This is a genomic window from Desulfosporosinus sp. Tol-M2 (assembly GCF_059735615.1).
The window spans coordinates 1-6,894 of sequence record NZ_JCAIJG010000181.1; the positions used below are offsets into that span (position 1 = coordinate 1).

Below are 6,894 nucleotides of genomic sequence, written 5' to 3' on the forward strand. Positions count from 1 at the left end.
ACTTTCTGATACGTTTAAAAAGGGCAAGATTGAGAATTTCCCTAATATCTTTGGTTTAAAACTTGCTCCTCTTACCTATGGCTTGTTAAGTTTGATTCCCCTTATTTTGGTTATCATTTCTCTTATTCAGAAATTCACTCTCTTTAAAATTGCTGTATTAAATCCAAAACCAATTTGGAGAAGTTTTCGGAAAGTTAGAAGAACACGATGCACGGTTTGCTCGCTTAGAAGCACATGCTGAAGAACATGACACTCGATTTGACCGTCTGGAAGCATATGCCAAACAGCATCATGAAGAGCTGGAATTAGTCGCCAGGCAAGTTGAAACCCATGAGATCAAGGATATTATGAAGGCGAAGTTTTATTTGGTCAAAGCACCGGATTAAGAAAAATAGTAAGACAACGTAATCCGCCCTAACTTTCTATAAGAGAAAGTTGGGGCGGGTTTTTATGAGAACCGCGTCCAATTTTGAAGGGGTCAGGGCCAGACCCCTTTGGATGAGAGTTGAGATATATTAGAGGGTAAAAACAGCTAAACTCTCTTGCTAATCAAGAAAATACATAATAATATATTTATATAGAGTTAGAAAGGAGGGTCAGCAGAATGAATCTTGAGTCAGCGGAACAAACTGCGGAGCAGTTTAAAGTACTGGCTGATAAAACCCGTCTCCGGATTCTGGGACTGTTGCGGGAGCGGGAGCTGTGTGTATGTGACCTCACGGAAATTCTTGCAATCAGCCAGCCGGGAGTATCCCAGCACCTACGGAGGCTCAAACAGGCAGGATTTGTTAAGGAACGCAAGGGTGGGCAATGGGTCTATTATTCCTTAAATACCCAGCATAGGCTTCTTTCCGTACTCCTGGAGCATTTGCCGCAAGTCTCCGAAGACTTGGAGCGCTTGGCGGTGGCCAAGGGGTGTCGGGTTTGATGCTGCGCTGGCCAAGTAAAGAGAAAAAATAGGTACGAATAATTGCGTTAGGAGGTCTAAAGAATGAGTGTTGATGTTCCAGTTAGCCGCAAGCTGTCCTGGCTGGATCGTTATCTGACTTTGTGGATCTTTTTGGCCATGGCTCTGGGAATCGGAATTGGGTATGTGTTTCCCGGCGTGGCTACCTGGCTCAATTCTTTTCAAAGCGGCACTACCAACATACCGATTGCGATTGGTCTGATTGTGATGATGTATCCCCCCTTGGCCAAAGTTAAATACGAAGAAATGGGGTTGGTGGTGAAAAATACCCGGGTTATGACCTTGTCTTTGATCCAGAACTGGATCATCGGCCCGATGATCATGTTTCTCTTGGCCATCATTTTCCTTCATAATTACCCTGAATATATGGCTGGACTCATTATGATTGGCCTGGCCCGCTGTATTGCCATGGTGATCGTTTGGAACAGCTTAGCCAAGGGGGATTCGGAGTATGCGGCTGCCATGGTCGCGTTAAACTCCATTTTCCAGGTCATCTTCTACTCCGTCTATGCCTATATCTTTATTTCCGTGCTGCCGTACTGGCTTGGGCTTACCTCGGGCACGGTAGAGCTGGATCTGAGCATTTGGGAAATTGCCCAGAGTGTCTTGGTTTATCTTGGTATTCCGTTCTTTGCCGGTTTGCTTACGCGTTTGATCCTTTTGCCGCGCATGGGCAAGATGTGGTACGAGCAGAAGTTTGTGCCGAAAATTAGCCCCTTGGCTTTAATTGCCCTTCTGTTTACGATTGTGATTATGTTTTCTCTGAAAGGGCAATATATTGTGTCTTTACCCATGGACGTGGTCAGGATCGCGATTCCCCTGGTTATTTATTTCCTGCTCATGTTTTTCGTCTCGTTCTATATGGGCTGGCGCCAGGGAATACCTTACAGCCAGACCGTTACCCTCGCTTTTACCGCGGCCAGCAACAACTTCGAGCTGGCGATTGCCGTAGCAGTCGCAGTGTTCGGAATCAATTCCGGACAGGCCTTTGCCGCAGTTATTGGGCCGCTGATTGAGGTGCCGGTAATGATCGGCTTGGTGAACATTGCTCTTAAACTTGGAAGTAAATATTTTGGGAAAAGAGGGGAACCGCTGCGCGGGTGATTGCGGGTCCGGCACGGAGAAAACCATGGGGGAGCTTTTTGCCCTGCCTTAGAAAAGTTAAAAAGCCTCGGATGAAACAGAAAGACAAAAGGAGAAAACCAGTGGAGAAAAAAATCATTTACTTTATCTGCACCGGTAATTCCTGCCGCAGTCAAATGGCAGAAGGATTCGGCAAGATACACCTAAGCGACAGCTATGAGGTCTACAGCGGCGGCATCGAGGCCCATGGGCTTAACCCCAGGGCTGTGGAAGTGATGGCGGAAAAAGGAATAGACATCTCCGGGCATAAGTCGGAAGTAATCGATCCGGACTTGTTGAATAAAGCTGACTATGTCATTACTCTCTGCGGGGATGCCTATGATACCTGCCCAGCCACCCCGCCTCATGTGCAAAAGGAGCATTGGGGACTGAGAGATCCGGCCAAAGCCAACGGGAGCGAAGAAGATATTTTGCAGGTATTCAGAGCAGTCCGCGATGAAATCGAAGACAGAATTAAAGAATTGGCCGAAGAAACTTGATGCTAAGAGGGAGACCCTTCACATTTGATGCAGAGGGTCTCCCTTAGAAATTGTCCGGCCAAGGTCACGATCGTAGGCGGGGGAATTGCCGGTACGAACGCTGCGAAAATGGCAGTCGGCATGGGTTCGGATGTCACGATCTTGGAAAAGAACCCCCAGCGCTTGCGCGAGTTGGATGACCTTTTCAACGGACGGGCTAAAACGCTCATGTCCAACACGTTTAATATCCGTCATGCTGTGGCCAAGGCAGACCTGCTCGTTGGCGCGGTTCTGATCCCAGGAGCGCGCGCCCCACGCCTGGTTACAGAGGATATGGTGAAAAGTATGACTTCTGGCAGCGTGATTGTGGATGTAGCCATTGACCAGGGAGGCAGCATCGAGACGATCGACAGGGTGACGACGCATAGTGATCCTACTTTTGTCAAACACGGAGTGGTGCATTATAGTGTCGCCAACATGCCGGGTGCGGTTGTCGAGAGGATGAATTTGACACGCTTGCGTACCTTGGTTATGGTTGGGCAGAGTGGAAGCATTATGATATAATGACCATCAAAAGACTTTTAATTTTAGATTCAGCAGGGAGATAAGGAGTATGGGGTGGAATTTTTGGAAGCGTAAAAGAGACCAGGTTGTGGAGCAGACAATGGCTCAAGTTCAGGAGCACCTGACTCGAATCAGTGATCGCTTAAAAAGGCTCGAAAAGCACATATCGGACAGTTCCGGATCAATGGCAGAGATGAATGAACAAGTACGTAAACTCAGCCGTCTTCAATATAAAATGGGTCAGGATTCCCTGAGCAAACTGGAGGGACTGAGTGCCGGCTTAACGGCGGTTCAAAATTGGCAAGACAAATATTTGCTAGAGAGTGCCCGCTTAGATGTTTATGAGCAGCAGGTGGCCTATCTTGAGGAGGTGCTTTTAACCTGGCTTGATGATTTCGATCTCTTGGCTGTCCGCTTGCAGAAAACAGGGCAAGAAATGTGGCAAACTTTAGTGGAAAAATGGACAAGCCAGACTCTGCAAGCTCTACAGGTTCTCGGGCTGCAAGAAATAAAAGTTCTAGGAACCAGTTTTAATCCGCAAATTGCCGAATGCATTGGCACCGTTTGCCGCCCATCGACGCCTGCCGGACAAGAGAACGCGGCTTCAGATCAGGGAAGCGAAAAGGAAAACCAGACGATTCAGCCGTATGAAGTCGCCGAAGTCGTCAAGCGTGGATTTGCCAATGAGTACGGTAATCTTAAACGAAAAGCCCACGTCATTGTCTATGAGGAGAGGGATCATGAGTAAAGATAATCACGTAAACCATGAATCAAGCTTCCGCCCGGTGGTGGGCATTGATCTTGGAACCACAAATTCAGCAGTGGCTTATATTCATAAGGGCAGACCGGAGATTATTCCATCAATGGATAACCGGCGCATTATTCCATCAGTTGTACTGATTGATTTGCAAGGACGTGTCATTGTCGGAGAGGCTGCCCGCGCCGCCTTGATTGCCATGCCGAACCGGACCGTGGCGGCCGTCAAACGTCAGATGGGCTCCACCGAGCTGATTGCTATTGCCGATCAATCCCTCTTGCCGCAGGAGATTTCCGCCCTGATCCTCAAAGAATTAAAAAGCTATGTTGATGCCAACTTTGGCCCCGGTGAAAAAGAAGCCGTGATCACAGTGCCTGCCTATTTTACAGATGAACAACGGCGGGCTACCAAACAGGCCGGTGAATTAGCAGGCTTTGTCGTGGAACGGATCATTAATGAACCCACCGCAGCAGCTTTGGCTTTCGGTTTAGCACACTTAGACGAAGACCGCCACGTCTTGGTCTATGATCTAGGCGGGGGCACGGATAACGGATAACGGATAACGGATAACGGATACGGATACGGATATGAGCATAATCAGGCTATCGGATGGCAAAATCAAGGGTATTTATATAATTTAAACGGTGAATCCAGAACAGAAAAACAATAATGTACCTAACATCAAAACAAACCAGCTTGAAAATAACTCTGAGCCAAAGCAAAAAAATATTTTTACATGACAAAACAGACCCTGCAGGCGGCGTGTTAGTTGTTAGTCGGTGAAATTATATTCACAAGGATCCAATTGGGAGTATTCATCCTCATACGGACTCTGAACAATAGTGTCATCGGAATACTCATTGCCGGAAACATACTTTATAGCTTCCCACCATTCATAACTCCTATGAGGGTGTATATGTATGGTAATGCGATCCGCTTCCACCTGTGGAGGGTCATGGGTTTGTGGCAGCCATCGGTCAAGATGCATAAGTATTTTTTTGATTGTGGCATCATCCTCAATAAACGAAATAATTCTCATGCCGCCTCCACATTTTGGGCATAAGAGGGGATCCACAAAATATATCTTCTGAATTAGCCTGGCCCAATTCTTGCGGAACTTCTTCCTTGCCAGGTCTGACTTGACTATGGTAGTAGCTGTGTTAACAGAGCCAGGTGACGGATTTTCAGTGGTGTCGATGAGAGCATCTTTTTTTCGAATACCCCGCGACTTGTTGGAGTAATATCCATAGTAGCGCACCATTTGTTCACCCTTGTTAGGGATATGGGTGACAAGACGGGCCAGCCAATCAAGAGCGGTAAAGGTTTCATTCACACGGCTTGTCTTGCCGCCATAAACTACTTTGGCCGTTCCGTCCGGGGATTCCTGAACAGGCATATATAGCATGCGTTCCTGGGATATGGGGGCACGAACGATGTACTGGGACAGTCTTTCAATTCCGGCATCATCCCAAGCGCTGACCGGTTGACCGCAATAAACATTAAAGCCGCTGTGTTCCCAATTGTTCATGTTATTGATAATGATGCGGCTGATTTTTCCTTCCTTTTTAAGCAGGTCAAAGACTTCCACAGCAAATGCGGCTTCCAGATCTGCAGCATCAGGAGTAATTCCGGTCATAAATGAACCGTCGGGACAAAAACATCCATCGGTCGCTATTATATGAAGGTGCGGATTAAAATTGAGAAACTCGCCAAAAGTCTGCACAGCAATAACACAGCCGGGGATAGGGTCATTCCTTGTAACACCGGCTTTAAGATAATCCGCCAGAACGTTCCAGGCACATCTGCTAAGTTTTGCAAGCAGCTTGCGATCGTACATGAAATACGGACGGAGCCTTTTGGGGAGGCTAAAAACCCATTGCCGATGGGGTACATCTTGCAAAACTTCTTCATGTAGGTGTTCACCGAACTCCAGGACCCGCTTCTGATGGCAGGATGGGCAGAAATGCCGCCGCTTGCATGAAAAGGGCAGGATGTATTCATGTTTGCAGTCGTCACATTTAACCCTGGCAAAACCAAGGTGGGGATCGCCGCAATCAAGGAACTTGTAAATGACAGCAGTGACATAAGGTCTCCAGTATCCATATTTTTGCTGGTATTTCTGATCCCAGACCCACTCCAGTTGTTCATAGTTATCTTCAACCAGCCTGAAATATCTGTTTTTACGCGGAGATCTTGGCAAATAAGTATCAAGTTTTAAGGCAGCCGCTTGTAGCATAATAGCACCGCCTATACGAACATGTGTTCTTATAGGATAACATGCCATATTTAGCAATACAAGCATAAATTAACAAAAAAGTTAGGAATATCACAAAATGGTAAGCAACCTTCCTATATTCGCAACAGGTTAATAATAGTTCGGTCAATGAAGACTATAGATTTCCGTGTTGTGATGTATGTAGCTTCGCAATGGATGATGTTCAATGTGCCGATTAGAGCATTGCTTTATACACTTATTACTGGATTATGCGAGATGCTTATACTTGGCATACTTTACGGATTGACTTTAAAACGTTTAATAGTATAGAGTGTGGTTGTAATAAAAATTCAGGAAAAGACAGGCGGAAACTTCACTTAACACGGGCTTTGCGGCTCATTTCGTTCGCCCAAATGCTTCGCACTTCGCAAAGCCCGAAATCGTTATATGAAATTCCGAACCCCGCCTTTAAAAAGAAAATGTATATAAACTTATAAATGGAAAAATAACTATGAAAAACGAAATAAAAATCTATGAGCAAGGATTGGAAGAATATTCTAAAACAAGCATAATCTTAGGCAATTTTTTAATGCTTTTGTGGATTGTTTTAGGGGCTGTTGCTTGTTGGTTTTTATATCCATTAGCTGCTTGGATTTACCTTTTCTTTGCGATAATAATGGTCTTTGTTTTTCTGCGGAAATTGGTTTGTACTGACTGTTATTACTATGATAAATGGTGCTGTACAGGGTGGGGGAAGCTCTCTGCTTTATTTTAAGAAAAACCTCGGCTA

General features: G+C 45.9%; 8 protein-coding genes and 1 pseudogene. 7 read left to right on the top strand and 2 right to left on the bottom strand.

The window, feature by feature from the left end; all coding sequences use genetic code 11:
• The 7 genes and pseudogenes from AC6I5A_RS13490 to AC6I5A_RS13520 form a co-directional block, all read left to right on the top strand.
• Nucleotides 1–241: hypothetical protein (locus tag AC6I5A_RS13490; protein WP_034617093.1), on the top strand; the 241-nt coding region annotated here is incomplete at its 5' end.
• Between the two features lie 363 nt (nt 242–604).
• The gene (locus AC6I5A_RS13495; protein ID WP_034617095.1) at nt 605–928 is read left to right on the top strand and encodes an ArsR/SmtB family transcription factor; all 324 of its coding nucleotides are present in this window, start codon (nt 605–607) and stop codon (nt 926–928) included.
• A gap of 63 nt (nt 929–991) precedes the next feature.
• Nucleotides 992–2,071, top strand: coding sequence for an ACR3 family arsenite efflux transporter (gene arsB / locus AC6I5A_RS13500; RefSeq protein ID WP_034617096.1), 1,080 nt, complete (start codon nt 992–994; stop codon nt 2,069–2,071).
• Between the two features lie 101 nt (nt 2,072–2,172).
• Nucleotides 2,173–2,589: an arsenate reductase (thioredoxin) gene (gene arsC / locus AC6I5A_RS13505; RefSeq protein ID WP_497900769.1), complete on the top strand. Its 417-nt coding sequence runs from the start codon at nt 2,173–2,175 to the stop codon at nt 2,587–2,589.
• Between the two features lie 27 nt (nt 2,590–2,616).
• Nucleotides 2,617–3,060: pseudogene (locus AC6I5A_RS13510) on the top strand (FAD-dependent oxidoreductase); the annotation flags it as partial.
• A 121-nt stretch (nt 3,061–3,181) separates the two neighbouring features.
• Complete coding sequence (grpE, locus tag AC6I5A_RS13515; protein ID WP_034617098.1) at nt 3,182–3,880, top strand: nucleotide exchange factor GrpE; 699 nt, start codon at nt 3,182–3,184, stop codon at nt 3,878–3,880.
• The gene (locus tag AC6I5A_RS13520; RefSeq protein WP_034617099.1) at nt 3,873–4,445 is read left to right on the top strand and encodes an Hsp70 family protein; all 573 of its coding nucleotides are present in this window, start codon (nt 3,873–3,875) and stop codon (nt 4,443–4,445) included. Before grpE ends, AC6I5A_RS13520 begins: the two co-directional genes overlap by 8 nt.
• Before the next feature lie 216 nt (nt 4,446–4,661).
• On the opposite strand, the gene AC6I5A_RS13525 is transcribed toward AC6I5A_RS13520, so the two are convergent.
• On the bottom strand, nt 4,662–6,125 hold the full coding sequence (locus tag AC6I5A_RS13525) for an IS91 family transposase (protein WP_034617101.1): 1,464 nt from the start codon (nt 6,123–6,125) through the stop codon (nt 4,662–4,664).
• 536 nt (nt 6,126–6,661) lie between these two features.
• Nucleotides 6,662–6,894, bottom strand: a 233-nt coding sequence (locus AC6I5A_RS13530; RefSeq protein ID WP_497900770.1) for a hypothetical protein, incomplete at its 5' end; no start/stop codon positions are given.

Bases quoted from the DNA above. Each gene is read 5' to 3' on its own strand.
- AC6I5A_RS13495 (WP_034617095.1), top strand. From the start codon at position 605: ATGAATCTTGAGTCAGCGGAACAAACTGCGGAGCAGTTTAAAGTACTG.
- AC6I5A_RS13520 (WP_034617099.1), top strand. From the start codon at position 3,873: ATGAGTAAAGATAATCACGTAAACCATGAATCAAGCTTCCGCCCGGTG.
- grpE (WP_034617098.1), top strand. From the start codon at position 3,182: ATGGGGTGGAATTTTTGGAAGCGTAAAAGAGACCAGGTTGTGGAGCAG.
- arsB (WP_034617096.1), top strand. From the start codon at position 992: ATGAGTGTTGATGTTCCAGTTAGCCGCAAGCTGTCCTGGCTGGATCGT.
- AC6I5A_RS13525 (WP_034617101.1), bottom strand. From the start codon at position 6,125: ATGCTACAAGCGGCTGCCTTAAAACTTGATACTTATTTGCCAAGATCT.